The sequence below is a fragment of the Mycetohabitans rhizoxinica HKI 454 genome, from assembly GCF_000198775.1.
GTDB classification, from domain to species: Bacteria; Pseudomonadota; Gammaproteobacteria; order Burkholderiales; family Burkholderiaceae; genus Mycetohabitans; species Mycetohabitans rhizoxinica.
Window position 1 is genome coordinate 1,062,776 of the sequence record NC_014722.1, and the last position, 25,703, is coordinate 1,088,478.

Annotated in this window: 22 protein-coding genes; 7 read left to right on the plus strand and 15 right to left on the minus strand. The window is 62.9% G+C overall.

Annotation, left to right across the window (positions count from 1 at the left end; genetic code table 11):
• Positions 1 to 2: 2 nt before the first annotated feature.
• Positions 3 to 1,670 (minus strand): energy-dependent translational throttle protein EttA, encoded by a 1,668-nt coding sequence (gene ettA, locus RBRH_RS05000; protein ID WP_041753322.1) that lies wholly within the window; start codon positions 1,668 to 1,670, stop codon positions 3 to 5.
• A gap of 506 nt (positions 1,671 to 2,176) precedes the next feature.
• On the opposite strand from ettA, the gene RBRH_RS05005 reads away from it, so the two are divergent.
• Positions 2,177 to 4,069: an ABC transporter ATP-binding protein gene (locus RBRH_RS05005; RefSeq protein ID WP_013434916.1), complete on the plus strand. Its 1,893-nt coding sequence runs from the start codon at positions 2,177 to 2,179 to the stop codon at positions 4,067 to 4,069.
• A 303-nt stretch (positions 4,070 to 4,372) separates the two neighbouring features.
• On the opposite strand, the gene ychF is transcribed toward RBRH_RS05005, so the two are convergent.
• Positions 4,373 to 5,467: a redox-regulated ATPase YchF gene (ychF, locus tag RBRH_RS05010; RefSeq protein WP_013434917.1), complete on the minus strand. Its 1,095-nt coding sequence runs from the start codon at positions 5,465 to 5,467 to the stop codon at positions 4,373 to 4,375.
• A 432-nt stretch (positions 5,468 to 5,899) separates the two neighbouring features.
• On the minus strand, positions 5,900 to 7,075 hold the full coding sequence (locus RBRH_RS05015; protein ID WP_157864352.1) for a hypothetical protein: 1,176 nt from the start codon (positions 7,073 to 7,075) through the stop codon (positions 5,900 to 5,902).
• 391 nt (positions 7,076 to 7,466) lie between these two features.
• On the opposite strand from RBRH_RS05015, the gene RBRH_RS05020 reads away from it, so the two are divergent.
• The 4 genes from RBRH_RS05020 (at position 7,467) to RBRH_RS05035 (ending at position 12,001) form a co-directional block, all read left to right on the plus strand.
• Entirely contained in the window at positions 7,467 to 8,648 is a 1,182-nt protein-coding gene (locus RBRH_RS05020; RefSeq protein WP_041753326.1) for a UbiH/UbiF family hydroxylase, read from the plus strand.
• Between the two features lie 32 nt (positions 8,649 to 8,680).
• The gene (locus RBRH_RS05025) at positions 8,681 to 9,424 is read left to right on the plus strand and encodes a DsbC family protein (protein ID WP_013434920.1); all 744 of its coding nucleotides are present in this window, start codon (positions 8,681 to 8,683) and stop codon (positions 9,422 to 9,424) included.
• Positions 9,425 to 9,495: 71 nt separating this feature from the next.
• Entirely contained in the window at positions 9,496 to 11,289 is a 1,794-nt protein-coding gene (locus RBRH_RS05030; protein ID WP_041754175.1) for a M61 family metallopeptidase, read from the plus strand.
• Between the two features lie 118 nt (positions 11,290 to 11,407).
• On the plus strand, positions 11,408 to 12,001 hold the full coding sequence (locus tag RBRH_RS05035; RefSeq protein WP_013434922.1) for an FMN-dependent NADH-azoreductase: 594 nt from the start codon (positions 11,408 to 11,410) through the stop codon (positions 11,999 to 12,001).
• 32 nt (positions 12,002 to 12,033) lie between these two features.
• Here RBRH_RS05035 and RBRH_RS05040 read toward each other — a convergent pair whose 3' ends face one another.
• The 8 genes from RBRH_RS05040 to rpe form a co-directional block, all read right to left on the minus strand.
• Positions 12,034 to 12,972, minus strand: a complete 939-nt coding sequence (locus tag RBRH_RS05040; protein WP_173362420.1) for a uracil-DNA glycosylase — start codon at positions 12,970 to 12,972, stop codon at positions 12,034 to 12,036.
• A gap of 52 nt (positions 12,973 to 13,024) precedes the next feature.
• The gene (locus tag RBRH_RS05045; RefSeq protein ID WP_041754178.1) at positions 13,025 to 13,666 is read right to left on the minus strand and encodes a CYTH domain-containing protein; all 642 of its coding nucleotides are present in this window, start codon (positions 13,664 to 13,666) and stop codon (positions 13,025 to 13,027) included.
• Positions 13,667 to 13,671: 5 nt separating this feature from the next.
• Positions 13,672 to 14,478, minus strand: a complete 807-nt coding sequence (gene trpC, locus RBRH_RS05050; protein WP_013434925.1) for an indole-3-glycerol phosphate synthase TrpC — start codon at positions 14,476 to 14,478, stop codon at positions 13,672 to 13,674.
• Between the two features lie 18 nt (positions 14,479 to 14,496).
• A complete protein-coding gene (gene trpD, locus RBRH_RS05055; protein ID WP_041754180.1) occupies positions 14,497 to 15,528 on the minus strand; it encodes an anthranilate phosphoribosyltransferase in 1,032 nt (343 codons plus the stop codon).
• 68 nt (positions 15,529 to 15,596) lie between these two features.
• The gene (locus RBRH_RS05060; protein WP_041753329.1) at positions 15,597 to 16,184 is read right to left on the minus strand and encodes an anthranilate synthase component II; all 588 of its coding nucleotides are present in this window, start codon (positions 16,182 to 16,184) and stop codon (positions 15,597 to 15,599) included.
• A gap of 279 nt (positions 16,185 to 16,463) precedes the next feature.
• A complete protein-coding gene (trpE, locus tag RBRH_RS05065; protein ID WP_041753331.1) occupies positions 16,464 to 17,969 on the minus strand; it encodes an anthranilate synthase component I in 1,506 nt (501 codons plus the stop codon).
• 325 nt (positions 17,970 to 18,294) lie between these two features.
• Positions 18,295 to 19,035, minus strand: a complete 741-nt coding sequence (locus RBRH_RS05070; protein ID WP_041753333.1) for a phosphoglycolate phosphatase — start codon at positions 19,033 to 19,035, stop codon at positions 18,295 to 18,297.
• 7 nt (positions 19,036 to 19,042) lie between these two features.
• Positions 19,043 to 19,714 (minus strand): ribulose-phosphate 3-epimerase, encoded by a 672-nt coding sequence (gene rpe, locus RBRH_RS05075; protein ID WP_041753335.1) that lies wholly within the window; start codon positions 19,712 to 19,714, stop codon positions 19,043 to 19,045.
• A 276-nt stretch (positions 19,715 to 19,990) separates the two neighbouring features.
• On the opposite strand from rpe, the gene apaG reads away from it, so the two are divergent.
• Entirely contained in the window at positions 19,991 to 20,365 is a 375-nt protein-coding gene (gene apaG / locus RBRH_RS05080; RefSeq protein ID WP_013434931.1) for a Co2+/Mg2+ efflux protein ApaG, read from the plus strand.
• 364 nt (positions 20,366 to 20,729) lie between these two features.
• Positions 20,730 to 21,803, plus strand: coding sequence for a murein transglycosylase A (gene mltA, locus RBRH_RS05085; RefSeq protein ID WP_049786450.1), 1,074 nt, complete (start codon positions 20,730 to 20,732; stop codon positions 21,801 to 21,803).
• Positions 21,804 to 21,840: 37 nt separating this feature from the next.
• Here the strand turns inward: mltA and paaK are convergent, their stop codons facing one another.
• From paaK to pcaF, 4 genes are all read right to left on the minus strand, one after another.
• Positions 21,841 to 23,148, minus strand: a complete 1,308-nt coding sequence (gene paaK / locus RBRH_RS05090; protein ID WP_013434934.1) for a phenylacetate--CoA ligase PaaK — start codon at positions 23,146 to 23,148, stop codon at positions 21,841 to 21,843.
• A 40-nt stretch (positions 23,149 to 23,188) separates the two neighbouring features.
• Positions 23,189 to 23,581 carry a hydroxyphenylacetyl-CoA thioesterase PaaI gene (gene paaI, locus RBRH_RS05095; RefSeq protein ID WP_173362430.1) on the minus strand — a complete coding sequence of 131 codons (393 nt, stop codon included), beginning with the start codon at positions 23,579 to 23,581 and terminating at the stop codon, positions 23,189 to 23,191.
• A 79-nt stretch (positions 23,582 to 23,660) separates the two neighbouring features.
• Positions 23,661 to 24,452: a 2-(1,2-epoxy-1,2-dihydrophenyl)acetyl-CoA isomerase PaaG gene (gene paaG / locus RBRH_RS05100; RefSeq protein ID WP_041753338.1), complete on the minus strand. Its 792-nt coding sequence runs from the start codon at positions 24,450 to 24,452 to the stop codon at positions 23,661 to 23,663.
• A 46-nt stretch (positions 24,453 to 24,498) separates the two neighbouring features.
• Entirely contained in the window at positions 24,499 to 25,701 is a 1,203-nt protein-coding gene (gene pcaF, locus RBRH_RS05105; RefSeq protein ID WP_013434937.1) for a 3-oxoadipyl-CoA thiolase, read from the minus strand.
• Positions 25,702 to 25,703 lie beyond the last annotated feature (2 nt).

Genomic DNA, 25,703 nt, shown 5'->3' on the forward strand with positions numbered 1-25,703 from the left:
TGTCAACGCGTGATCGGCTTGTACCGCAGCCGCTTCGGTGCGGCTGCCTCGTCGCCAAGCCGTGCTCGCTTGTCGGCTTCATATTCCTGGTAGTTGCCATTGAAGAACACCACCTGCGAGTCGCCTTCAAACGCGAGGATGTGCGTGGCAATCCGGTCCAGGAACCAGCGGTCGTGCGAAATCACCATCACTGATCCCGCGAATTCGAGCAGCGCATCCTCGAGCGCGCGCAACGTTTCGACGTCCAGGTCGTTTGACGGTTCGTCTAGCAGCAGCACGTTACCCCCGGCGATCAGCGTCTTGGCCATGTGCAGCCGTCCGCGTTCGCCTCCTGACAGGTTCCCGACCTGCTTTTGCTGATCGGCGCCGCGGAAATTGAAGCGGCCGATGTACGCACGCGATGGCGTTTCGTAGCGGCCGACCGTCAGCACGTCCGCGCCGCCGGAAATTTCCTCGAACACCGTTTTGTCGGCGGCCAGCGCATCACGGCTTTGGTCCACATAGGCGAGCTTGACCGTGGGTCCGAGTTTGACGGTGCCGCAGTCCGGTTGCTCGCGGCCCGTGATCATCCGGAACAGCGTCGACTTGCCCGCACCGTTCGGCCCGATGATGCCGACGATCGCGCCGGGTGGTACCGAAAAGCTTAGATTGTCGATCAGTAGGCGGTCGCCGAAGCTTTTGCTGACGTTCTGAAATTCGATGACTTCGTTGCCGAGACGCTCGCCCACCGGGATGAAGATCTCCTGCGTCTCGTTGCGCTTCTGGTATTCGACGCTGTTCAATTCTTCGAAGCGGGCGATACGCGCCTTGGACTTGGCCTGGCGGCCCTTCGGATTCTGGCGTACCCACTCCAGTTCCTTATGAATTGCCTTCTGACGAGCGGACTCCGCCGCCTCTTCCTGCTTCAGGCGAGTTTCCTTCTGGTCCAGCCAACTGCTGTAATTGCCTTTCCACGGGATGCCGTGGCCCCGGTCCAACTCCAGAATCCACTCCGCTGCGTTATCCAGGAAGTAGCGATCGTGCGTGACGGCCACGACCGTGCCCGAGAAGCGCACCAGGAATTGTTCGAGCCACTCGACCGATTCCGCGTCGAGGTGGTTCGTCGGCTCGTCGAGCAGCAGCATGTCGGGCTTTTGCAGCAGCAGCTTGCACAGCGCGACACGGCGTTTCTCGCCGCCGGATAAGTGCTCGATCCGGGCGTCCCATGGTGGCAGTCGCAGCGCGTCGGCTGCCACCTCGAGTTGCTGCTCAGCGCTACCGCCTTCGGCGGTGGCCAGGATCGCCTCGTACTTGGCCTGGTCAGCGGCTAGCGCGTCGAAGTCGGCGTCCGGCTCCGCATAGGCCGCGTAGATTTCATCAAGCCGCTGCTGCGCGTGGAACAGCTCGCCAAGGCCTTCCTCGACCGCTTGCTTGACCGTGTGCTGCGGGTTGAGTTGTGGCTCCTGTGGCAGGTAGCCGATCTGGATGTTGGACATCGGGGTTGCGTCACCCTCGATGTCCTTGTCCAATCCGGCCATGATTTTCAGCAAGGTCGATTTGCCCGAGCCATTCAGGCCGAGCACACCGATCTTCGCGCCGGGAAAGAACGACAGCGAGATGTCCTTCAGGATATGTCGCTTGGGCGGCACGATCTTGCCGACCCGGTTCATGGTAAAGACGTATTGAGCCATTGGGTTTGCGTAACGGAGACGAAGCTGGAGGGGGCAGCTTGGCACGGGCGCAAAGCGCGTGCGCGGCTGCCTAAAACCACTATTGTACGGCTCCGGGCGCCGATGGCAGGTCGCATTGGCCGTGTGGTGGCTTGGCCGACGTGCGAGCGGTGCTATAGAATGAGGCGGCGCGACACCGCCCGCTCGTGGCCACCGCATGCTAAATTGCCGTAGTTTGCAGTTGTATTGCGCTGCTGCTACGATCCGGTTTCGGGCATGTCCCACTTTTCTTTCCTGTTCTGATCAACCGACACCGAGGGAGGCGCAGTGATGTTGATACCGCAGATCGCCGTCCCACGCGTGGCGCTACAGCACCGTTAGGCGCTGCCGGCGCGGGTTGCCGAGCACCCGCGCGGTTTCCCGACAGATCCGCTGCTTGTCGCCGGTTTTATCCGGCCCGCATCGTCTGTCCGTTTCTGTTTCTCTCTTGGGCAGTCCTGCGACCAGCGAGTCGCGGGCCGTGGCAAATGGTTCGAAAAAAAATCAACTTTGGCGGACAAGCCTTCAAGGCTGTCCTCGGTTTCACCTTTTCGCATTGGGGTAAGCAGCCCTGGCGGATCGCGGCGATCGCATCACTGGCGTTGTTGTCAGCGCTCGCCGATGTGCTGACGCCGCTTTATGCGGGACGCCTGATCGACGCGCTTACCACCAGCGCGAGCGGCGCCGCCGGCAAGCAGGCCGCATGGCGCGCGGCGGTTTCGGCCTTCTGGACCCTGGCGGCGCTAGGGTTGGGTGGCATGTTGATGCGCCAGTTTGGTTTCCTGAACATCATCGTGCTCACGCTAAAGATGATGAGCGAGATTGCGTCCAGCGCGTTCTATCGCGTGCAGCGTTTCTCCGCCGACTGGCATGCAAACAGCTTTGCCGGCTCGACGGTGCGCAAGGTCACGCGCGGTATGTGGGCGCTGGACCTGCTTAACGACACGTTGCTGATCGCGCTGCTGCCGTCGCTGGTCATGCTCGTCGGTGCCACCGTGCTGCTCGGCGTGCAGTGGCCGGTGATGGGCATCGTGGTTGGCATCGGATCAATTGTGTATGTCGCGGTCACTGTGGTGCTATCGCTTGGTTACGTGGCGCCGGCCGCGCGGCTGGGGAATGCGTGGGACACGCGGATGGGCGGCGCGTTGGCCGACGCGGTCAGCTGCAACGCTGTGGTGAAGGCGTTCGGTGCCGAACAGCGCGAGGACGCGCGCCTTGCCCGTGTAATCGTCAAGTGGCGACAACGCACGCGCCGTACTTGGATCCGCGGTACGCTCAACGGTGGCGTGCAGGGTGGCATGCTGGTCGCGATGCAGGCTGCGATTCTCGGGGTGGCCCTGCTGCTGTGGGTTCGCGACTTGGCCAGCGTGGGCGACATCACCTTTGCGCTGACCCTGTTCTTCATGTTGCAGGGGTATCTGCGCGAAGTGGGCATGCACATCCGCAACCTGCAGCGTTCAGTCAACGACATGGAGGAACTGGTGTCGTTGCAGGCGCAGCCCTTGGGTATCGACGACAAACCGGGCGCGGGGCGTATCGTGATCCGCCGGGGCGAGATCTGCTTCGAGCACGTGACGTTCCGATACGGCGCTCACACAACACCGCTGTATGAGGATTTCTCTGTGCGCATCGCCCCCGGCGAGCGTGTCGGCCTGGTCGGCCATTCAGGCTCGGGCAAGACGACGTTCATTAAGCTGATCCAGCGGCTGCACGACGTAAGCAGCGGGCAGATCATGATCGACGGGCAGAACATCGCCGACGTCCAGCAGGCGTCGCTGCGCAGCCAGATCGCGATCGTGCAGCAGGAGCCCCTGCTGTTCCATCGCTCGCTGGCCGAAAACATCGCGTATGCGAAGCCCGGCGCAAGCCGCGCGGAAATTGAGCGGGCGGCGAAGCTGGCCAGCGCTCACGACTTCATCACCGCGCTGCCCGACGGCTACGAGACGTTGGTTGGCGAGCGGGGCGTCAAACTGTCCGGCGGCGAGCGCCAGCGGGTGGCGATCGCGCGTGCCTTCCTCGCCGACGCGCCGATCCTCATCCTGGACGAGGCGACCTCTAGCCTGGACAGCGAGAGCGAGGTGCTGATCCAGCGGGCGATGGAGCGACTGATGATGGGGCGCACAACGCTGGTCGTCGCGCACCGTCTGTCGACGGTCCGAGCACTGGACCGGCTGCTCGTGATGGATAAGGGGCGGATTGTCGAGGAAGGCAGCCACGATGAATTGATTCGCGTGGAGGGCGGCTTCTACCGGCGGTTGTTCGAGCGCCAGGCGCTGGCGTTGACGCGAGGAGGGGACGCCACTGGTGCGGCGGTGGGGCGCCGGCAGGCCTCGGCCGCCGGCGTGCCGGATGCCGAGGTGTCGCTGCCGTTGCCTGAGTAGCGGGGCAGGGACCACAATGCACGGACATGGCCGTGGGTGACGCGCGCAGCTTGCCGCGGTGCAATGTCGGGTACTGCGGTGGCAGTGGAGGTGGCGATGCGTGAGTCACGAAGCGAGCCGCGGACATCTCGCCATTGACGACGGGACTGTTCCGTTCGCGTGTGCCCGCCATGGGCGGGGCTGGCACGGCGGGCGTTCAATGATGTCGGCGGTGCGTGGCCGGCGTCCGACCAGCGGCATGGTGTTGTGAAACGCAGCGCTACTGGAGCGCGCGCCGGCAACAGCGCGTTAGACGTTGAACAGTTAGACGTTGAACAAGAAGTTCATCACATCTCCATCCTGGACCACGTACTCCTTGCCTTCGGCCCGCATCTTGCCCGCTTCCTTCGCGCCTTGCTCGCCTTTGTAGACGATGTAGTCATCGTACGAGATCGTCTGAGCGCGGATGAAACCGCGCTCGAAATCCGTATGGATGACACCGGCCGCTTGTGGCGCCGTATCGCCGACGTGGATGGTCCACGCGCGGACTTCCTTGACGCCGGCGGTGAAGTACGTCTGTAGCCCCAGTAGTCTGAAGCCTGCCCGAATCACGCGATTCAGCCCAGGCTCATCCATGCCCATGTCGGACAGGAAAATGCCTTTTTCATCGTCCGGCAACTCGGCGATTTCCGCCTCGATGGCGGCGCACACGGCGACGACCGGCGAGCCTTCTTGCGCTGCGTAGCCACGCACCGCATCGAGGTACGGATTGTTCTCGAAGCCGTCCTCTCGCACGTTGGCTACGTACATCGTCGGCTTCGCAGTAATCAGGCAGAACGGCTTGATCAACGCGCGCTCGTCGTCGGACAGATCCATCGCACGGACCGGGCGTGCCTGGTCCAGTTGTGCACGCACCTTGTCCAACACGGCGGCTAGCTTGACCGCTTCCTTGTCATTGCCCGATTTTGCTGCCTTTGAATAGCGTGCGAGCGCCTTCTCGACGGTCGCCAGGTCGGCCAGCGCCAACTCAGTATGGATCACTTCGATGTCCGCGAGCGGGTCCACCTTGCCGGCGACGTGAATCACGTTGTCGTCGTCGAAGCAGCGAACCACGTGCGTGATCGCGTCCGTTTCGCGGATGTTGGCGAGGAACTGATTACCCAGGCCTTCGCCCTTGCTCGCCCCAGCGACGAGCCCGGCGATATCGACGAACTCGACGACTGCCGGAAGCACGCGCTCAGGCTTGACGATCTGGGCCAAAGCGTCGAGCCGCGAATCCGGCACCTCGACCACGCCGACATTCGGCTCGATCGTGCAAAACGGATAGTTCTCGGCGGCGATGCCCGCCTTGGTCAGCGCGTTGAAGAGCGTGGACTTGCCGACGTTGGGCAAGCCGACGATGCCGCATTTGAGGCTCATGGAAAACCTTTTTGGATCAACTGTTTGCGGCTAGTTGCCGTGTCATTTGCGATCCCGGTCGCTGGGTCGCGGCAGCCGCAGGATGCATTCGGGGGGCGAGACAAGCCGGACGAACGTGCTCATTTGACGCGCGATTCCGTACTGGCTCGGTACTCTAAAGATACTAATTGTAGCGCGTTTGGACACCGTAATTGGCAACGCGTTTAGCCCCCTAGAATCACGCTGGCAGCAGTCGTTCCGTGCGAGCCACGATAATGGAAGGTTCTATCTCCTTGTTCCGTCCGGGCCGCTGGTCGGGGTAATGCTTGGAGGCGCAGCCCGGGAGCGGGCGCTGATCGACGGGGATTGGGCATTCGAATCCTGCACAGGGTGATCCCCGCGTGGCGGCACGTTCGCGAGGAGTACCCTGAATCTAACGAGCCTGCGACTGTATCAGGCGGTTGCGGACTGGTGGGCGGTGCTAGACTTCTGTCGCCGGAGGCTGAACTTTCGCTTTAAATTTTTCATTCCTTCAATAGTCCGGGTGCTAAGCGTCGATTTGGTGGATTTATTGCTCTTAATAGTGGCGTTCGTCCTCGTATCGACTTTTTCCAGTTTGAAAGGGCTGTGTCCAGTATCAACCTGCGTGGCTTGCGCGATCTGCGTGAGGCGAAGCTTGCCGAATAATCGCTTGAGCCTGCCCGGCCGCTTAGCAGTGGGGAGCGGCGTCGGGTTCCATGGCTCGTAGGACCTATGCTCCATTGAAGATCTTATGCTTTCGGCGTGCAGTGACTGCGGCGGCTCGGGCAGTTCCGGCGTGGACAATGTTGGCGACGGGTTCGGACTCCTCGCTTTAATCGATGTACTCTTTATCTCATTGCTGGCTTCTTTAAGATCTGCAAGTTCTTTTTTTAGTTTCTCTATTACTTCCTTCTGTTTTTGTATCTCTGTACGCAGATTGGGCGAAAATGGTTCCGCTTCGCTGTGCTGCTCCACCACCTTGATTTTGTTGCGAGTGTCCTGACCTCCGGCACTTGCTTGCGAGGATTTGAATAGCTGGGGAGGCGTATTGAGGCGGAACATATTTTTTGTCGCAGCCTCAAATTTATCCTTGTCTATGCCAGAAATTAACCGTTTCTTTTGTGAGGAGGGGGGGACGGTTTGCTGCAAGCGCGTGTCGGAAATGCCGGACTGCTCGTCCTTTTTGATGGGACTGTCGGCGCGCGGATCCTGCGCAGCCTCGGCAGCACGATGAAGATCTTGTTGGACCGAAATGGGACGGAGGCTAACGATACTGTCGCTGGTAGCGATATTTTCGTCATCGGCGTCCCATTCGCTCCCACTGGAGCTTGCGGGTGACGCTGCATTAGCGTTGCCTCTCAAGTTGACAGGCGCATATTGCTTGGTAGCGATATGTGTGTCCAATATGGAGGAGGATTCTGAGCTGGAATCGGATCCCAAATTCGATCTTCGTTTTTTTAGCTCAAACGCAATTCGTACGGCCATTTCGGAGGGCTTGGCAGGTGTGTTCGCGCTTGAGGGGCCGGTTGATTTATTGGCCCATTGTTGATTGTCAGTTGCACCAAAGCGTCCTATTGCTGATGAGCTGTTATGAATCGTCGATTGCATACTGCTAGGCTGCCAAATTTGAAGGAATTCGAACCTTAGCGACTTTGATCTAAATATGAATTGGGTTGCGCGATTCGGAGTCAGTGGATGCGAAGTCGACATCTCAATGTGTTGAAGGCTTTTTTGAAAAAAGACGCTAAATAAATAAAAAAAGACACCAGTAACCGCGTACTGTTTTTAACGTGAACAAGTGATGACACGGTAAGGCATGTTACTCAAGCCCTGACACACCGGGAAAGCGATGCGGACCGCTCACCAACGTTGCCGCTGCGCCCCACTGCCCCGGCTGCGCCGGCACAAACGCTGCGTGTTTCGAACCGGCGTGAATGGTGACCCGCTTGTGAGGCATTTCACGCCAAAGGGGCATGGCCCCGACCGCTATAATGTGCCAATGAATTCCGCACACTCGAACCATCAAGTCATTGTGATCGGCGGCGGGCTAGTCGGCAAGGCCGCCGCGCTCGCGCTGACCCAGACCGGCCTGCGCGTCGCGTTGCTCGCGCAGCGCGCGCCCGCGCCAAGCGAACATCGGTTCGACACGCGTATCTACGCGCTGTCGTCCAGTTCACAAGCGTTGCTGGAGCGGCTGCGGGTCTGGCAAGCCCTTGACTCGGCGCGGTTGTGCCCAGTGTACGACATGCGTGTGTTCGGCGATGCGCATGCACAATTGCATTTTTCTGCATTTCAGGCGGCGGTCCCGCAGTTGGCGTGGATCGTCGAATCGAGCTTGATTGAACGCGCGCTCGACGCCGCATTGCGGTTCCAGCCGCTACTGACTTGGTGCGAATCGCGAGCCCAGGCGCTGCAACATCACCCTGAAGCCATCAGCGTGACGCTGGATGATGCGCGGGTGTTGTCCGCCGACCTGGTTGTCGGCGCGGATGGCGCATACTCGTGGGTGCGGGAGCAGGTCGGCGCGAAGGTGAAACGGCGCGACTATCGGCAAACGGGCGTCGTGGCGAACTTCCGGTGTAGCAAGCCGCATCATGAAACCGCATTCCAATGGTTTATCGGCGGCGAGATCCTTGCGTTGCTACCGTTGCCGGACTCACACGTGTCGCTGGTCTGGTCCGCTCGCACCGAGCACGCGGATGCGTTACTGCAACTGGATTTGCCGGCGCTGGCCGAACGGATCGAGGCCGCCACAGGCGGTGCTAGTTCGCGTCAGGTCGGCACGCTCGAAGGCGTGTCCCCCACGCAAGGATTTCCGCTTGCGCTGCAGACGGTGGATCGGTTGATTGCGCCGCGCGTGGCGCTCGTCGGCGATGCGGCTCATCTGATTCACCCGCTCGCGGGGCAGGGAGTCAACCTTGGACTGCGCGATGTTGCCGCGCTGCTGGACGTGGTGAATCGCAAGGAACCGTTTCGTGATCTCGGGGATCTGACACTGCTTAGACGTTACGAGCGTTCGCGTCGCGAGGACATTCAGAAGCTGACCATCGCAACCGATGGGCTGCAGCGGTTGTTTGCGCTGCCGGGCGGGCTGGCCCGCGGCATCCGCAATGTCGGGATGGCGATGGTCGGTGCGCAGCCTTTCATCAAGCGCTGGCTGGTGTCGGCCGCGCTTGGCTGACGCGTGTACGCTCAATTCAGCAAGGAACCACGATGACATTTCAAATTCGCACGATCGCGCTGACCTCGGTGGTCGGCACGCTGCTGGCCGCCGCCGCGTTGGCCAGCTACTCCGCATTCGCCGATACGAGCCTGAACAGCGTGAAGGCCGCGGTGCAAAGCCGGCTCGGTTCCGACGCGAGCGTGAAGGGCGTGGCCAAGACGCCGATCGCCGGACTGTACGAGGTTAATCTTGGCAAGGAAATCGTCTATAGCGACGCTCATGCCGATTACCTGGTGCTGGGCGACCTGGTGGAGACTCGCACGCGGAAGAACCTGACGCAGGCGCGCAACGACGAGTTGAACAAGGTCGATTTTGCGAGCCTGCCCCTGGCCAACGCCGTCAAGGTCGTCAAGGGTAATGGCGCGCGCAAGCTCGCAGTGTTCTCTGATCCGAATTGCGGATACTGCAAGCGGCTGGAGACGACGCTGAAGGGGTTCGACAATATCACCGTCTACACCTTCCTGTATCCGGTACTTTCGCCCGACTCCGACATGAAGGCGAAGGCGATTTGGTGTTCGGCGGACCGTGCGAAGGCGTGGCAGGCGTGGATGCTCGATCATCAGTCACCGAGCGGGGCCGGCAATTGCGACACCAGCGCGCTGCAGAAAAACCTGGCGCTGGGCCAGAAGTTGAACGTGAGCGGCACGCCGACGATCATCTTGGCCGACGGACGCCGGCTCCCCGGCGCAGTGCCGGCCGAGCAGCTCGATAAGGCCCTGTCCGTGCAGCATTGACGGTTTGCTGATTGGCGGCCTGTGACCCCGATTTGTCCGGCCAGCAGGCCGGCGCCTACCTGCGTATCTCGATGAAGCCGATTCGTTATTCCATTATCCCGAAGCACCCGGCCGCTCACGTGTTCGAGGTCACGTTGACTGTGACGGATCCGGATCCGCAGGGCCAGCAGTTTATGCTGCCGGTTTGGATACCGGGCAGTTATCTGGTTCGCGAATTTGCACGCAATATTGTGACGCTGAGGGCCACGAACCAGGCTGGCCGCAAGGTCGCCGTCGTCAAGCTGAACAAGAACACGTGGCGTACGGCCGCCGTGGATGGCCCGTTGACGCTGACCTACGAGGTCTACGCGTGGGACCTGTCGGTGCGCGCCGCGCATCTAGACGAGTCGGTCGGGTTTTTCAACGGTACCAGCGTATTCCTGGCCGTGGCCGGACGCGAGCAGGAGCCGTGTGAGGTGGAGATTCGGCGTCCTGAAGGCAACGCGTATCGCGGCTGGCGGGTGGCCACCGCGTTGCGCGAGGCGCGCGGCACGCGTCGTTATGCATTCGGCCTGTACGTCGCTCAGGACTATGATGAATTAATCGACCATCCGGTCACGGTCGGCGAGTTCGAGCTGGCCCGCTTCGATGCGCACCGTGTGCCGCACGACGTCGTGATCGCAGGCAGAGTACAGGCGCTGGACATGCCGCGGTTGTGCGCGGACTTGAAGCGGATATGCGAAGCGCAGATTGCGCTGTTTGAACCCCGCACGAAACGTGCGCCGATGGATCGGTACGTGTTCATGACGCTGGCGGTGGGCGACGGATACGGTGGGCTTGAGCATCGCGCGTCGACCGCGCTGATCTGCAAGCGCGATGATCTGCCGGCAAAGGGCAAGCCGCAGACCACGGATGGCTATCGCTCGTATCTCGGCCTGTGCAGTCACGAGTACTTTCATACCTGGAACGTGAAGCGGATCAAGCCGGCGGCGTTTGCGCCGTACGATCTGACGCAGGAAAACTATACGCCGCTGCTTTGGCTGTTCGAGGGGTTCACGTCGTACTACGAAAGCCTCATGCTGGTCCGAGCAGGGTTGATCTCACAGGACGAATACCTCGCACAGTTGGGCAAGACAATCGGCTCCGTGCTGCGCGGCGCCGGGCGATTGCGTCAAACCGTGGCCGAAAGCTCGTTCGATGCATGGATCAAGTACTACCGGCAGGACGAGAATGCGGGCAATGCGATCGTCAGTTACTACACGAAGGGATCGCTGATCGCGCTGGCGTTCGACTTGTCGATTCGGGCACAAACGCGCCATCGCAAGTCGCTCGATGACGTGATGCGTCTGCTGTGGCAACGCTACGGACGCGACTTCTACACAGGGCGGCCAACCGGCGTCGAGGCGGCCGATATTCCGGCGTTGTTTGCCGAGGCGAGCGGCGCGGACTTGAGCCGGCTCTTTCGTGATGCGGTGAACGGCACGCGCGACTTGCCGCTGGACGCACTGCTCGCGCCGTTCGGTGTGGAATTGGCTGCTGCCGACACGAATGGCAGACCCTCGTTGGGGGCGCGCTGGCGTACCGGCAGTGACTGTACGCTCGCGAGCGTCTACGATGGTGGCGCGGCGCAAAAGGCCGGCTTATCCGCGGGTGACGTGTTGGTGGCGATCGATGGGTTGCGGGTGCCCGGCAGCGGACCCGATGCGCTGCTGGCCCGTTATCGGCCCGGCGACATGGTGCAGGTGCACGCGTTTCGTCGAGATGAGTTGCGCGCTGTACGACTCAAGCTGGATGCACCGGAGGTCGCGCACTACACGCTTACGGCGCGGCCCATTCCTGCATCGGCCAAGCGCGCACGCGACGCGTGGTTGCATGCCGGCCGGTGATCGTTCCGCCAGTGCAACAAACTGTGTCGCGCAACGCCCTTTTTCGCACTGCGCCAAAAAACTAGGATGGCTCCTGAAGCGGGCATGACGCCCGAACTGAACCTGACGGAGCCCCAAGATGACTACGATTCTGCAGATTAATTCCGCTGCGCGCAAGGACGCGCAATCCACGCTGTTGGCCAATGAATTGGTGGCGAAGCTGCAACAGTCGCATCCGGATGCCACGCTCGTCGTGCGCGATCTGTTGACCGACAGCTTGCCGCACCTGGACGAGGCGGTACTGGGCGCCTTCTTCACGCCGGCAGAACAGCGCAATGCGCAGCAGCAGGCGATCATCGCCCGCAGCGACGCGTTGGTGGCGCAGTTGAAGGCTGCCGACATCATTGTCATCGGCGCGCCGATGTACAACTTTGGTATCTCGAGCCAGTTGAAAGCGTATTTTGACTACGTCGCGCGTGCCGGCGTGACCTTCCGCTATACGGCGCAGGGTCCACAAGGACTGATCACAGGCAAGAAGGTGTATGTCGTGACCGCGCGCGGTGGTAAGTACCTCGGCACGCCGGCGGATTTGCAGACGCCTTATTTGAAAACGTTCCTCGCCTTTATCGGCCTGACCGACGTCACGTTCATCTTCGCCGAAGGGCTGAACCTCGGTGAGCAATCCAAGCAAAGCGGCCTGGCGGCGGCACGCGAGGCGATTGCCGCCGTGTGATGCGCAGTTGCCGGCAGCAGACCCCAATCGGCTCACGGCACGCGCCAATCGATCGGCTCGCGACCCACCTGGCGCAGATGTTCATTGGCGAGCGCGAAGTGGCGGCAACCGAGGAAGCCACGGTGCGCCGACAGCGGTGACGGATGCGGCGCTTCGAGGATCTGGTGGCCGCGGCCGTGCAGTAACTGTCGTTTGGCTTGCGCATGCGAGCCCCACAGCATGAACACGAGGCCTTCGTGCTGCGTGGCAAGGTGCTCGATCAGTGTGTCCGTGCATGGCTCCCAGCCACGCTTTGCATGGCTAGCTGCCCGGTTGCGCTCCACGGTCAATACCGTATTGAGCAGCAGCACCCCTTGCCGAGCCCAGTCATCCAGGCAGCCATGGCGTGGCACCGCATGGTCGAAGGTCGCGGCAATTTCCTTGAAAATATTACGTAACGATGGGGGAGGCCGGACGCCGGGGGGCACGGAAAACGCCAGTCCGTGCGCCTGTGGCACGCCGTTGTCTTCGCCGTGATAGGGATCCTGACCTAGGATGACCACCTTGACGTCATCCGGCGACGTCAGATGCAACGCGCGGAATACGTCCGTCGGATAGACCGTCTTGCCGCTGCTGCGCTCGTGGTCGACGAACTCGCACAGGCGCGCGTATGCCGGACTGCCGATGAACGGCGCCAGGTGTGCGCGCCACGCCGGTGGCAGGTTATCGAATTGTTGTTCGAGGGTGAGCGCCGCGCAAGATGGAGGGCCTGACCGGGACGATGGTGCGGCCGCGCACTCACGCGGTGGTGACAGCGGATTGTCAAACAACGATGGTTGCCAAGCGTCGGCCAACGCGTTGCCGGGTAATGATGATTGCCCATGCTCGGCCGACGCCCGCCGGTGCTCGGCTGGTGCCGGCGGGCGCTCGGTTCGCTGCTCGCTGGCACCGCGCAATGCGGTGGTGATGGAGTTTTTAGTGCGGGAAGCCATGATCGCGATAAAGGCAGAGAAAAGAGTGGGGCGCCCGGCCACAACGGATGGCTTACTGGCCGCTACGCAACCGATAACCCCGTTCGGCCTTGCTGACGTCTTCGGATGTGGTGCCCGGCAAGCGCTGCTGGATGACGTCGGCGAGCGCGTCGAGGGCTGCATGCGCGCGGGCGTTTGGCGCATCTTTCAATTCAAGCTCGATTTCGCAGATTGGTGCGCGCCGCAAAGCGCCGTCCACCTCGGCTTGCACTTCGCCAATGTCCAACGCGGCTTCGATGAGTGTGCCGGTCCAGTGAAGCGGCCATAGCGTGCGCGTGAAGTGGGTGTGAAACAGTGGCACGAGCGTCGCCGCAGCGTCGCGCACGAGCGCGCGCGCTTGTGCGTCGCCGCACGCGGCGAGCAGCGCGTCGAGTTCGAGCGCTTCACCGGCCACGGCCATTTCCCATTCATGGCGGCTGTGCACGCCGCCCGACGCGCCACCGCCAAACTTGAAGGTCTGTAGCCAGCCATCGGGCGTGCGTCGCAATCGCAACGCACCGCCGGCGCGCGCGAGCCCGCCGTCGGGCGTATCGAAGTAGAGGTTGGCGAGCGCGACCGGTTGGCCGGCCTGTCCGCTCAACTCAGCGAGTAGCGCGCGGGCGGCCTCGACCCGCGACGCCGGCAGCGCAAGCTTGATTTCCCGTTCGATGCTCATCGTCGTCATGGACGCTGCGGTCCGAAAAACATGTCGGCGAGCGCGGCACCGGGGTTGTCCGCGCGCATAAATGCCTCACCGACCAGGAAGGTATGCACGCCGGCTGCACGCATCCGGTCCACGTCGTCGCGCGTCAGAATCCCCGACTCGGTGACTACGATACGTTCGTCGGGAATGCTGCCGAGGAGCCCAAGCGTGGTGTCCAGCGTGACGGCGAACGTGCGCAGGTTGCGGTTGTTGACGCCGATCAGCGGTGTCTTCAGCGTCAGCGCCACGTCCAGCTCGTGCGCGTTGTGCACTTCCACCAGCACCGCGAGCCCCAGCGAATGCGCGTACGCTTCCAGCTCGCGCATCTGCGCTGGCTCCAGCGCGGCGGCGATCAGCAGAATGCAGTCCGCACCCATCGCACGCGCCTCCAGCACCTGGTACGGGTCGATGATGAAGTCCTTGCGCAGCACGGGCAGCGTGCACGCGTCGCGAGCCTGCTGGAGGTAGCGCGCGCTGCCCTGGAAAAACTGTGCGTCCGTGAGTACCGACAAGCATGCGGCGCCGTGCTGCGCGTACGAGCGGGCGATGTCGGCTGGCACGAAGGTTTCGCGCAACACGCCCTTGGAGGGGCTGGCCTTTTTCACCTCGGCGATGATCGCCGGCTGTTCGAGCGCGTGCTTGGCACGCAACGCAGCAACGAAGTCACGCAGGTCGCCGCGCCGCGCGTGGGCGCTCAGTTGCAATTCTGCCAGGGGCGCACTCGCCTGCGCGGCACGAATCTCATCGCGCTTGACGGCAATAATGCGATCGAGGATATCAGTCATGGTGGTGCTCTGCTTGGCTCAATGACGCAACTGCTGCGTGAAACGGACAAGTTCATCGACCTTTGCACGGGCGGCCCCGCTGGCAATTGCCTCGCGCGCTTGCCGGATCCCGTCGCCGATCGAGGCGGCGACGTTGGCCGCATACAGCGCGGCACCGGCATTGAGCGCGACGATCTCGCGGGCGACGCCCGGCGTATTCTCTAGTGCGCTGAGCAGCATCGCTTTCGATCCGTCCGCGTTGGCGACCTTCAGGGAGCGATTCGACACCATTTGCAGGCCAAAGTCCTCGGGATGGATCTCGTATTCGTGCACCTGGCCATCGCGCAACTCGCCGACCCGCGTCGCCGCGCCGAGCGATACCTCGTCCATCCCATCTCGCCCGTAGACGACCAGCACGTGGTTTGCGCCAAGCCGTTGCATCACCCGGACCTGGATGCCGACCAGATCCTCGTGGAACACGCCCTGCAGTTGGTTCGGCGCCCCAGCCGGATTGGTTAACGGTCCCAGTATATTAAAGATCGTGCGTATCCCCATTTCGCGACGGATCGGCGCGACGTTCTTCATCGCCGGATGGTGGTTCGGCGCGAACATGAACCCCATGCCGGTCGCCTCGATGGACTGCGCCACCTGCTCCGGCGTTAGGTTGACGTTGACGCCAAGCGCCTCGAGCACATCGGCGCTGCCGGACTTGGATGACACGCCGCGATTGCCGTGCTTGGCGACCCTTGCACCGGCTGCGGCGGTCACGAACATCGTCGCCGTGGAGATATTGAACGTATGCGAACCGTCGCCACCGGTGCCCACGATGTCGACAAAGTGCCGGTTGTCGGCTACCTGCACGTGGTGGGCGAACTCGCGCATGACGGTTGCCGCCGCGGCGATCTCACCGACCGTTTCCTTCTTCACGCGTAGCCCGGTGATGATGGCGGCCGCCATGACCGGCGACATTTCTCCGCGCATGATCATCCGCATCAAGTGCAGCATCTCGTCATGGAAGATCTCGCGGTGCTCGATGGTACGCTGCAGCGCTTCCTGGGGGGTGATGGGCATCCGGTTCTCCGTGCGGGTCAGGCCAGTGAGCGGCGCCGACAGGGGCGTCGCGCCAGTAGGGGACGCGCTCATCGGGCAAGCGCCGCAGTGCGGCTTTGAGTGATGAAATTCTCCAGCAGCGCATGGCCATGCTCGGACAGGATCGATTCCGGGTGAAACTGCACACCCTCGATCGGCAGCGTCTTATGGCGCACGCCCATGATTTCGCCATCGTCGGTCCATGCGCAGACTTCCAGGCAGTCGGGCAGCGTGTCGCGCTCGATGGACAGCGAGTGGTATCGTGTGACCTTGAAGCGGTGCGGCAGATCGGCGAAGACCCCCCGCCGGTCGGTCTCGATTTCGCTGACCTTACCATGCATGATCGTCTTGGCGCGCACGATGCGGCCGCCGAACGCCTCGCCGATCGCTTGGTGTCCCAGGCATACGCCGAGCATCGGGATGCGGCCAGCGAAGCGTTGGATTACCGCGAGCGTCACGCCGGCATGCTGCGGATTGCTTGGTCCGGGTGACAGGCAGATATGCTGGGGGTCCAGCTCGGCGATCTCGTCGCAGGTGATTTCGTCATTGCGGTAGGTCCGCACCTGCTCGCCCAACTCGCCGAAATACTGGACAAGGTTGTAGGTGAACGAGTCATAGTTATCGATCATCAGCAGCATACGGCACCCAATGGACTGATATTGAACGAAAAGTCGCCGCGATGAGGCCGCTGGCCCGCGGACCCGTGCGGTGCGGCCCGGCATGGGGTCGCCCCAGGCGCCCGACGCAAACGGGCGCGAACATGAACGCGGGCGCGCGGTGGGCGCATGTTGTCCACGCAACCGGCTGCGCGAGCGACAGCAGAGACGACGGGGCCCGCATCGAGCGGTTCGGGCGTGTTGGCGACGGCTGAATCTGTCAACGACATCGGCAATCTCCTTGCGCTGGGAGCCGCCCTATCAGAACGGCGCATCCAGGCCATCCTGCACGTGCTCGGCGGCGCGCAATACTGCACGTGCCTTGTTCTCGGTTTCCTGCCATTCTGCTTCAGGTACCGAATCGGCGACGATGCCGGCGGCTGCCTGCGTGTACAAGTTGCCGCCGTGGATCACGCCGGTGCGGATCGTGATCGCCAGATCCATCTCGCCAGAAAATGACAGATAGCCGACCGCGCCGCCGTACAGGCCGCGTTTGACCGGCTCGAGTTCATCGATCAACTCCAGCGCGCGCACCTTTGGGGCGCCGGACAGCGTGCCGGCTGGGAACGTGGCGCGCAGCACATCGAAGGGCGTCGTGCCAGGCTTAAGCTTGCCCTCGACCGAACTGACGATGTGCTGCACGTGCGAGTATTTCTCGATCACCATCTTGTCGGTGACGACCACGGAGCCCGTTTGCGCGATGCGGCCGATGTCATTGCGTGCGAGATCGATCAGCATCACGTGCTCGGCGATCTCCTTCGGGTCGTTCAGCAACTCCGTCGCCAACTGCGCGTCACGCTCCGGCGTATTGCCGCGCGCGCGCGTGCCGGCCAGCGGACGGATCGTCACGATCTGCTCGCCGCCGCGCGCTTCCTGTCGTACCAGGATCTCAGGTGACGCGCCGACCACGTGGAAGTCACCGAAGTTGTAGAAATACATGTACGGCGACGGGTTCAGCGAGCGCAGCGCGCGATACAGCGATAGGGGATTGTCGCGAAACGGTTTTGTCATCCGCTGCCCGACCTGCACCTGCATCAGTTCGCCGGCGGCGATGTATTCCTTGGCCTTGCTCACCGCGGCCAGATAGTCATTTTTGGCGAACTCGCGATAGGTATCAGTGCGCACCGTCGGCGACGTGACCGGAGGCTGGGCCGGGCTGCGTAACCGGTTGCGCAATTCGCGCAACCGCTCCTTGGCGCGTGTGTACGCTTCCGGGGCACCCGGATCGGCGTAGACAATGAGGTAGAGCTTGCCCGCTAGGTTGTCGATCACAGCCACTTCTTCAGTCAACAGCAGTTGGATGTCCGGCAGGCCCAAATCGTCCTTCGGCGTTGAATGCGCGAGCTTCTTCTCAATGAAGCGCACCGCATCGTAGCCGAAGTAGCCCGCCAGGCCACCGCAGAAACGGGGCATGCCGGGTCGGAGCGCGACCTTGAAGCGCGCCTGGAACTGCGCGATGAATGCAAACGGATCGCCTTCGTGCGTTTCGATGACCTGGTCGTCGTGCACTACTTCGGTGATGCCGGTGCCGCCGGCTTGCCGCGTGCGCAACAAGGTGCGGGCGGGTAGGCCGATGAATGAATAGCGGCCAAAGCGTTCGCCGCCGACCACCGACTCGAGCAGGAACGAATTTGCGCCTCCCCGTTCAGGTTGGGCGAGCTTTAGATACAGCGACAGCGGCGTATCGAGGTCGGCGAGCGCCTCGGCAATCAGCGCAATGCGGTTATAGCCTTCGTTGGCAAGGGACTGGAATTCGAGCTCGGTCATGTTGGCAATTCCTGTTGGCGCTCCGTGCACGGCGCGGCATACACGGAGCCGATGTCGCGGCCCGGCCGCAGCGTAAGTGCCAAAGCCGACGTACCGGGACGCGGCGGCGCTACACGGCGTGCATCGTGGACACCGCCGCGATGCTGGGAGCAACAACGAAAACAAAAAACGGGAGAAATCGAAACCCCGCAAGCAACGGGCTTCGGCGCGGGATCGCGCTCAGGCGTGCCAGCAGCGCCAGGGCCAGGCTCCCCGGTCGATACTGCCAAGACTGCGTTTTCTGTTCAGAAACATGACGATGGTAGCGGATACCCTGGGATGGAAGCTACTGCGCGGCGTACGGTGCCGTTACCCGGCGGGCCGCCTCCAGCAGCGAGTCCACTATACCATCCGAGTCGATCAATTGTACAGGTTGGCCGTGGTTGTAGCCGTATGGCACGGTCAACGTCGCGAGCCCGGCGGCGCGCGCTGCGCGCGCGTCGTTTTCCGAGTCGCCGATCGCGACCGCCCGCGCGGGCGGCACGCCGAGCGCGTCGCACGCGGCCAGCATCGGTAACGGGTCCGGCTTTTTCCGTGGCAGGCTGTCGCCGCCGAGCACCACTTCGAAATACGGTCGCAGGCCATACTGTTCGAGCAACTCGAGCGCGAATCGAAGCGGTTTGTTGGTTACGCATGCAAGCTTGATCCGCGCAGCCCCGAATGCGTCCAGCCCGCGGATCACGTCCGGGTAGAGCCGCGTGTGGCGGCCATTGACCCCCGCGTATGCCCGTTGGTATCCAGCCAGTGCCACATCGAACCGCTGCTCGGCCGCGGCTGGCGGCAGGCGTGCCGACAGCACGCTGCGCACGAGATGCTCGGAGCCCTTGCCGACGTAGGCGACGACTTCGGCTTGGTTGATCGGCGGCAAGCCCAGCTCGCCGAGCACCGCGTTGAGCGCCGCCGTAAAATCGCCGGCGGTATCGACCATCGTGCCATCCAAATCGACGATTGCGGCCTCGATCGGTCCAATGGTGAGCGCACCGCGACGATCGTCATCGGCGACCGGTGTCAGGCTCGTGTCGGTCATCACGCGTTCATCGTCCGAGTGCGGCGCGCATCTGGTTAATCACCTGCCGGTAATCGGGCTGCCCGAAAATCGCCGAACCCGCGACAAACGTATCGGCGCCGGCCGCCGCGATCTGTGCGATGTTGTCGGCCTTCACGCCGCCGTCCACCTCCAGGTGAATCTCGCGGCCCGTCTGCGCTGCATACGCGTTGATGCGCCGCCGCGCTTCGCGCAGCTTGTTCAGTGCCTCGGGAATAAACGACTGTCCGCCAAAACCGGGATTCACCGACATAATCAACACCAGGTCGATGCGCTCCATCACATGGTCCAGGTAGTTCAACGACGTGGCGGGATTGAATACCAATCCCGCCTTGCAACCGTGGTCCCGGATCAGTGACAGCGTGCGATCGATATGGTCAGACGCCTCTGGATGAAAGCTGATCACGTTCGCGCCCGCCCTTGCGAAGTCTGGCACGAGGCGGTCCACCGGACGCACCATCAGATGCACGTCGATCGGCACGTTGACGTGCGGGCGGATCGCTTCACAGACCATTGGGCCGATCGTCAGGTTAGGCACGTAATGGTTGTCCATCACGTCGAAGTGGATCCAGTCGGCGCCGGCGGCGACCACGTTGCGCACTTCTTCGCCGAGACGGGCGAAGTCGGCGGAAAGAATGCTTGGGGCGATGCGAAAAGTCATCTTGGAACTCGTTGGCAGGCGCTGAGCGGCAGACAAAGCGTTATTCTAGCGTGCCGGCGCGACGCCAGCCCGGGCGCGGCGCCCTGATGCCCGCGTCGATGTGTCAGTGGATCGCGTTACGCGAGCGACGTCACATCGGCCACATCGGGTCAGCCACATCGCATTGCAGGTTGCGACACGCAGGCGCATCAACGAAAATGCGATGCGCAGGCGCCTACATACCCGCGCCACGGGTAAGCGCGCGCCCGTATTGCGCGACCTTTACCGGAATTCAGGATGAGTCAGTACGAATTGAGCGTCTCGGCACAGGCGGCCTATCTGCCGGACCAGTCCGATCCAGAGCGCCAGCAATATGCGTTCGCCTACACGTTGACAATACGCAACACGGGACAGGTTGCCTCGCAGCTGATTGCGCGCCATTGGATCATCACCGACAGCGACGCGAAGGTGCAAGAGGTCAAAGGGCTCGGGGTCGTCGGGCATCAGCCGTTGTTGCAGCCGGGCGAGCAATTCGAATATACGAGTTGGGCGGTCATTGCGACGCCGGTGGGCACGATGCGCGGCGAGTACTTTTGTGTGGCCGAGGACGCTACGCGCTTCGAGGTGCCGGTAGCGGAATTCGCGCTGTGCATGCCGCGCACGCTGCATTGAGCGCGCACGATGGCGGCGTGGCGCCGCGAGCGCTCCGGTGCGCAGCACCGCGGCGGCTGGCCGGCGCAGCGCCGCAGGGCGTCAATCACGCTTGCGCGGCGGGCGGCGCACGTACCATACGATGTACGCGACCAATCCAATCGGCAGCAGTATTTCAATCGTGGACAGTAGCCACGGGCAAGCGGTGAAGCATTCGGACATGGCGGTTTGGGAAGCGAGCGAGCGTTTTAACGGTTGCTTGTATGGTAACGGTGGCGCGCATGGCGGCGGACCGAGGTGGGTGGCCGCAAGGGGTCGGCATGCGGCCGGCGTGCGGCGTTGGGGCCGCGCCGCGGCGCTGGCCGCGACGATCGTTGCGGCGGCGATGCTTGCGTCATGCGGTGGCGGCGAGGCGGTGCGGCCGGCGCCGCGCGTGCCGCCGGCCGGTGCCGCGCCGAGTCAGCAGGCGTTGGCCGATGCGCGGCTCACGCCGGTCAATTGGCAGCAGGTGCCCGGTTGGCAGGAGGACAGCCTAATCGGCGCCACCGCCGCGCTGCGGCAGAACTGTGCGCGCATGAGCAGCCTGGCGAATTGGCGGAGCGCGTGCGTTGCGGCGCAGCAACTGGATGACCTTGACGTGGCCGCCGCGCGCACGTTTTTTGAAACGTACTTCACGCCGTTTGTGCTAGCCAATAACGACGGCACGCTCGACGGCCTCGTTACCGGCTACTACGAGCCGCTGTTGCACGGGTCTCGGTACCGGCGTGCGCCGTACCTGTACCCGTTGTATCGCTGGCCGAGGGCAGCTCGCCCGGGCGCCGCGTTGCCGCCGCGTGCGCAACTGATGCGCTCCGGCATGCTGACCGGCAACGAGCTTGTCTACGTGGACGATCCGATCGAGGCGTTTTTCCTGCAAGTGCAAGGCTCTGGCCGGGTATTGCTCGACGACGGCACGGTGATGCGGGTCGGTTACAGTGGCACCAACAACCAGCCATATCGATCGATCGGCCAGTGGCTGATCGATCGTGGCGAGCTATCACCGGCGCAGGCGACGATGCAAGGAATCAAGGCATGGGCCCGGGCGAACCGGTTGCGTGTCGATGCCCTGCTGGACGTGAATCCGCGCTTCGTATTCTTTAAGGAAGTGCCGTCTAGCGAGGGCGTGCCCAGCGGCGGAGCTGACGGGCCGGTCGGTGCGCTGGGTGTGCCACTCACGCCTGAGCGTTCGATCGCGGTCGACCCGACGTCGATTCCGCTCGGCACGCCGGTATTCCTGCAGACCACTCGGCCATTGTCGAACCAGCCGATGAGCCGGCTGGTGTTCGCGCAGGACGTGGGCAGCGCGATCAAAGGCGGTGTGCGGGCTGACTACTTTTGGGGACTGGGCGATGACGCGGGCGATCTGGCCGGCCGCATGAAGCAGAGTGGCCGGATGTGGCTGCTGCTGCCCAACAGTTGAGCGGCCGTGTTGCGCGCGGCCGCTAACGGCTCAGGCCTCAGGCTTGCGCGCGGCGTTTGTCCACGATGCGGCGCGCCTTGCCTACTGAGCGCTCGATGCTGTTCACCGGCAAGACAACGGTTTGCGCCGTGACGCCGACTAGCGCCTTGACATCGTACGCCAGACTCGCGCGTGCCGCTTCGACTGCGCGTTCGTCCAGCGCCGATTCCGGACAGGGCTCGACATGGATCGTCATCACGTCGAGTGGGCCTTCCTTGGTCAGCACGATCTGGTAGTGAGGGGCAAGCACGGTAGGGTGCTTGAGCAACAGCTCCTCGATTTGCGACGGGAACACATTCACGCCTCGGATGATCATCATGTCATCGCAGCGGCCGGTGATCTTCTCCATGCGCCGCATCGCGCGCGCGGTGCCGGGTAGCAGCCGGCTCAGATCACGGGTGCGATAGCGGATGATCGGCAAAGCCTCTTTGGTCAGCGAGGTGAACACCAGCTCGCCGAATACGCCGTCGGGCAGTACCTCGCCAGTGTCCGGGTCGATGATTTCCGGATAGAAGTGATCTTCCCAGATCGTTGGCCCGTCCTTGGTTTCTGCGTATTCGGAGGCGACGCCGGGGCCGATGATCTCTGACAGCCCATAGATGTCCACCGCGTCGATGCCCATGCGTTTCTCGATCGCCGCGCGCATGTCGTTGGTCCACGGCTCTGCGCCGAAGATGCCGATGCGCAACGACGATTCGACCGGATTCAGGTCGCGTCGCTCGAATTCATCGGCGATCGATAACATGTAGCTGGGTGTGACCATGATGATGTCGGGTCGAAAGTCATGGATCAGCTGGACCTGCTTCTCGGTCTGCCCGCCGCCGAACGGGATCACGGTCAGGCCCGCGCGCTCCGCGCCGTAGTGCGCGCCCAGCCCACCGGTAAAGAGCCCGTAGCCGTAGCTGATATGAACCTTGTCGCCGCGCCGTGCTCCTGCCGCGCGGATGGAGCGCGCTACGAGGTTGGCCCACATGTCGATGTCGTTGGCGGTGTAGCCGACCACGGTCGGCTTGCCGGTGGTACCGGACGAACCATGGATGCGCGAGATCTGGTCCATCGGCACGGCGAACATGCCGAACGGATAGTGATCGCGAAAGTCCTGCTTCGTCGTGAACGGGAAGCGAGACAGGTCCGCCAACGTCTTCAAGTCGTCGGGGTGCACGGCCGCGTCATCGAACTTGCGCCGGTAGACCGGTGAATGCGCATACGCGTGCGCCAGAGTTTTCTTCAGCCGTTCAAGCTGCAGGGCTTGTAGTTCGTCGCGGCTGGCTGTTTCAATCGGCTCCAGCGGCAGTGCGGTACTCATCGAAATTCTCCTTATTATTGTGTCTGTCCCGTGGCGGGCGTCAGTCGTTTGAACGGATAACGTTTCCTTTAATCTGTGCTGACTTGCCGCGAAACATGGCGACCGGCTCGCCGGCGCGATTTGTCACACGGATGTCGTAGAGGCCGGTGCGCCCAGATCGCACCTGTTCCACGGCTTCCGCGGTCAGCGCGTCGCCGTGGTGCACCGGCCGCAGGTATTCGATCGTGCATCCGGCTGCCACCGTATTCACGTTATAAGTGTTGCACGCAAATGCGAATGCCGAATCGGCAAGTGTGAAGATCAACCCGCCGTGGCAGATATCGTGGCCGTTTAAAAATTCGGCGCGCACCTGCATCGTCGCGCGCGCATAGCCGGGCCGAACTTCGACTACCTGAATGCCGAGCCAGCGGGTGCACGCATCGTTTTCGTACATTTGCGCGGCACAGTGGTGCGCGAGCAGCTCGGCTTGCACCACGCTGGGTTCGGCGTCGGTGTGGGAAGGGCAGTCCATATCAGTGTCCTTTAAAACGGGGTTGACGTTTCTCGATGAACGCGCGCACGCCTTCCGCATAATCGTGCGACGCGCCAAGCTTGCGCTGCAGGTCGCGTTCAAGATCCAGCTGTATGTCCAAATCCAGCGTGGCGCCGCTGCGGATGGCCTGCCGGGTCGCGACGATCGCGGCGGTGGGCTGCTGCGCGAGTTCCGCGGCGAGTTTCCGCGCTTGTGGTAGAAGGGCCGCATCGTCGACGACGCGCCAGATCAGGCCCCACGCTTCGGCCTTCTCCGCGCTGAGTTTCTCGCCAGTGAGCGACAGTCCCAGCGCGCGGGCGATACCGACTCGTCGTGGCAGCGTCCACGTGCCGCCAGTGTCCGGTACCAGCCCAATCTTCACGAAAGCCTGGATGAAACGGCTCGAACGCGCGGCAAGTGTGATGTCGCATGCCAACGCCAGGTTTGCGCCAGCGCCTGCTGCTGTGCCGTTGACCGCTGCGGTCACCGGCAGCGGCAGCTGCTGCAGCCGCCGCACGAGTGCATTGAAGTTTTGATCGATCAACTCGCCCAGGTCGGTTTCATGGCCAGGCGTGAAGTCGAGGTCCGCGAGGTCCTGGCCCGCGCAAAATGCCTTTCCTGCGCCTGTCAGTACCAGCGCCCGGGCACCCGCACGCTGCACTTCATCCAGCGCCGCGCGCAACTCGGCATGCATCGCGCGGGTGAAGCTGTTGAGCTTATCCGGGCGGTTCAGCGTAATGGTTGCGACGTGAGCGGCTGCGTCGATGTCGAGCAGAATTGACGTGTAGGTCATGGGAGTTCCCTCCTGCCTAGGCAAAATGGAGTGCGCGAGGCCGACTTCAAACGCGCTCGATGGCCAATGCAATGCCCTGTCCGACTCCAATGCACATCGTGCATAATGCATAGTGGCCGCCGTTGCGGTGCAACTGGTACATTGCGGCCGTGACCAGCCGCGCGCCGGATGCGCCAAGCGGGTGGCCGAGCGCGATCGCACCGCCGTTCGGGTTCACGCGCGGGTCGTCATCGTCGATGCCCAGCAGCCGCAGCACGGCCAGGCCTTGTGCAGCGAATGCTTCGTTTAACTCGATGACGTCGAACTGCTCGAGCGTCATGTTCAATTGCCGCAGCAGCTTGCGTGTCGCGGGCGCCGGTCCGATGCCCATCACGCGTGGCTCGACTCCCGCCGTTGCCATGCCGAGCACGCGCGCCTTCGGCGTAAGCCCGTGCGTGCGTGCGGCTGCTTCGCTGGCGATTAGCAGCGCACATGCGCCATCGTTGATGCCGGACGCATTGCCGGCGGTGACGGTACCGCCTGGGCGTACCACACCGACGAGCTTGGCTAGTGCGTCCATCGACGTTTCGCGCGGATGCTCGTCGTGCTGCACCACGATCGCATCGCCGTTGCGGGACGGCACGGTGACCGGCACGATCTCGGCAGCCAGCACGCCGTCACGTTGCGCACGGGCGGCCTTTTGCTGGCTGCGTAACGCGAATGCGTCTTGGTCGGCACGGCTTACGTTATAGTCGGCCGCGACGTTTTCGGCGGTCTGCGGCATCGAATCGATACCGTACTGCTGTTTCATCAGCCGGTTCACGAAACGCCAGCCAATCGTCGTATCGAAGACTTCGGTCTGGCGCGAGAACGCGGTGCTGGCCTTGCCCATCACGAACGGCGCGCGCGTCATGCTCTCGACACCGCCGGCCAGCATCAGTGACGCGTCACCTGCGCGGATCGCCCGCGCCGCGGTGCCGATCGCATCCATGCCCGAGCCGCATAGCCGGTTTACCGTGGCGCCCGGCACGTCAACGGGCAGGCCGGCGAGCAGCGCGGCCATCCGGGCGACGTTGCGATTATCTTCGCCGGCCTGATTCGCGCAACCGTAGATCACGTCGTTGACTGCCGCCCAGTCCATTGACGGATAACGCTCGAGCAGCGCCTTGATCGGGATCGCGCCAAGGTCATCTGCGCGAACGTCTTTTAGCGCGCCGCCATAGCGGCCAAACGGCGTGCGGACTGCATCACAGATAAAAGCTTCGGTCATGG

Bases quoted from the DNA above. Each gene is read 5' to 3' on its own strand.
- RBRH_RS05035 (WP_013434922.1), top strand. From the start codon at position 11,408: ATGACTACGATTCTGCAGATTAATTCCGCTGCGCGCAAGGACGCGCAA.
- RBRH_RS05020 (WP_041753326.1), top strand. From the start codon at position 7,467: ATGAATTCCGCACACTCGAACCATCAAGTCATTGTGATCGGCGGCGGG.
- trpE (WP_041753331.1), bottom strand. From the start codon at position 17,969: ATGACCGAGCTCGAATTCCAGTCCCTTGCCAACGAAGGCTATAACCGC.
- RBRH_RS05015 (WP_157864352.1), bottom strand. From the start codon at position 7,075: ATGCAATCGACGATTCATAACAGCTCATCAGCAATAGGACGCTTTGGT.
- mltA (WP_049786450.1), top strand. From the start codon at position 20,730: ATGCTTGCGTCATGCGGTGGCGGCGAGGCGGTGCGGCCGGCGCCGCGC.
- RBRH_RS05040 (WP_173362420.1), bottom strand. From the start codon at position 12,972: ATGGCTTCCCGCACTAAAAACTCCATCACCACCGCATTGCGCGGTGCC.
- RBRH_RS05070 (WP_041753333.1), bottom strand. From the start codon at position 19,035: ATGACCGACACGAGCCTGACACCGGTCGCCGATGACGATCGTCGCGGT.
- trpC (WP_013434925.1), bottom strand. From the start codon at position 14,478: ATGACTGATATCCTCGATCGCATTATTGCCGTCAAGCGCGATGAGATT.
- trpD (WP_041754180.1), bottom strand. From the start codon at position 15,528: ATGCCCATCACCCCCCAGGAAGCGCTGCAGCGTACCATCGAGCACCGC.
- paaG (WP_041753338.1), bottom strand. From the start codon at position 24,452: ATGACCTACACGTCAATTCTGCTCGACATCGACGCAGCCGCTCACGTC.
- RBRH_RS05030 (WP_041754175.1), top strand. From the start codon at position 9,496: ATGAAGCCGATTCGTTATTCCATTATCCCGAAGCACCCGGCCGCTCAC.
- RBRH_RS05060 (WP_041753329.1), bottom strand. From the start codon at position 16,184: ATGCTGCTGATGATCGATAACTATGACTCGTTCACCTACAACCTTGTC.
- paaK (WP_013434934.1), bottom strand. From the start codon at position 23,148: ATGAGTACCGCACTGCCGCTGGAGCCGATTGAAACAGCCAGCCGCGAC.
- apaG (WP_013434931.1), top strand. From the start codon at position 19,991: ATGAGTCAGTACGAATTGAGCGTCTCGGCACAGGCGGCCTATCTGCCG.
- pcaF (WP_013434937.1), bottom strand. From the start codon at position 25,701: ATGACCGAAGCTTTTATCTGTGATGCAGTCCGCACGCCGTTTGGCCGC.
- RBRH_RS05025 (WP_013434920.1), top strand. From the start codon at position 8,681: ATGACATTTCAAATTCGCACGATCGCGCTGACCTCGGTGGTCGGCACG.
- ychF (WP_013434917.1), bottom strand. From the start codon at position 5,467: ATGAGCCTCAAATGCGGCATCGTCGGCTTGCCCAACGTCGGCAAGTCC.
- ettA (WP_041753322.1), bottom strand. From the start codon at position 1,670: ATGGCTCAATACGTCTTTACCATGAACCGGGTCGGCAAGATCGTGCCG.
- RBRH_RS05045 (WP_041754178.1), bottom strand. From the start codon at position 13,666: ATGAGCATCGAACGGGAAATCAAGCTTGCGCTGCCGGCGTCGCGGGTC.
- RBRH_RS05005 (WP_013434916.1), top strand. From the start codon at position 2,177: ATGGTTCGAAAAAAAATCAACTTTGGCGGACAAGCCTTCAAGGCTGTC.
- rpe (WP_041753335.1), bottom strand. From the start codon at position 19,714: ATGACTTTTCGCATCGCCCCAAGCATTCTTTCCGCCGACTTCGCCCGT.
- paaI (WP_173362430.1), bottom strand. From the start codon at position 23,581: ATGTACGAAAACGATGCGTGCACCCGCTGGCTCGGCATTCAGGTAGTC.